Origin of the sequence: Paraburkholderia sp. CNPSo 3281, assembly GCF_024206515.1 — a bacterium.
Lineage (GTDB): Bacteria > Pseudomonadota > Gammaproteobacteria > Burkholderiales > Burkholderiaceae > Paraburkholderia > Paraburkholderia nodosa.
Genome location: NZ_JAMBPS010000147.1, coordinates 1 through 1,276, shown reverse-complemented (window position 1 = coordinate 1,276; position 1,276 = coordinate 1). Strand labels below are relative to the sequence as shown.

Here is a 1,276-nt window from a genome sequence, read left to right as displayed (position 1 = left end):
ATCGGCGCGAAGTTGAGTTTGCCGGCGATCAGGAACAGCACTGTGCGCATGGTTTCGAGGTTTGCGTAGCCGCGAGCGCGTCGCTTGGCGGCCTGAAACAGGCCGTTGAGTGCTTCCAGAAAGCCGTTGGTCTGGCGCGTCTGGGTCCATGCGACGATGCCGTCGAAGTGTTTTCGGATCATGCGGGCGACCTCCTTCATGGGTTCAACCTTGGATCGCATCACGTTGGTACACCACTGCTCGAGCATCTCGGAAACGACATTGATCTGCTTACGATCAAGGATCTCGCGCAACTGTTCTCGATAGAGCCAGGCACGGGCCGTACGTTTGGTCGTGACGTTGGCGACCAGCGCGTCCATTTCGGCTCGCTGTGCCACATTGAGCCGCTCGCGGTCTTTGAGCAGCGCCCAACGCAGGCCCTTGAGATCGGGATCGGTCTTCTGTTCGAGTCGCCGGGTCTTGTCCAGGGCGGTCGATGCCTGGGCGACGACGTGGAACTTGTCGAAGCTAATGCGGGCGTTCGGCAGATGTTCGCTGACACCTTTGATGAAGGCGGGAGACATGTCGATGCTGACCGAGGTGATCTGTTCGGGCTCTGCGCGGTGCGCTCGCAGGTGGGCGGCGAACTGTTCGATGGTGGCGGCATCCTTGCCTTCGGTGACGAACACGACCTTGCGTTGTTCGGCGTCGGCCACGAGCGTCAGATAGTTGTGTACGCGCCTGTAGGAGGTCTCGTCCACGGCGATGCTGGTCATGCCAGACAGGTCGATTGCGGCCAGCGCAAGTTCGACGTAGCGCTTGCAGATCGCATGCACGCGATGCCACGATTCGCCGACGGCGCGGGCTACAGCTGCAAAGGGCATCTGCTGGGCGAGCGTGAGCACCATCGCCTCGAACAGCAGCGTGAATCCGCTGAGCTTGCCGGCCCAATCTGGCTCGACAAGCGCCACGCGGCCGTCGGGCAGCTTCACGCGCGGCGTGCGCACTTCGAGGTAGCAGTCGTGCTGGAAAAAATTCAGGTGGCGGTAGCGTTTGACGACGGTGTCATGCACAGGATGCACTCCGGCCACCTCAGGATGCGCGAAGCGGCTTCCAGCAGTGAAGTCGATCTGGATCGTCAGCAGCTTGGTGGCCGCGTCGAAATCGACGCCGCTCACGAACCAGGGATCGCTTACGCCCAATGCGGCTTCGAACAGCTTGCTATGCATGACCTGCCTTCGTCTTGTTTATGCAGAAAACCGGACGATACCACCCACTGGAAATTCAACAGAGGCAA

Annotated in this window: 1 protein-coding gene; it reads right to left on the bottom strand. The window is 60.6% G+C overall.

Translation table 11 applies throughout. The annotated features are described in order from the left end of the window. On the bottom strand, positions 1 to 1,208 hold a 1,208-nt coding region (locus M3I56_RS40550), incomplete at its 3' end, for an ISL3 family transposase (RefSeq protein WP_254358657.1). Positions 1,209 to 1,276 lie beyond the last annotated feature (68 nt).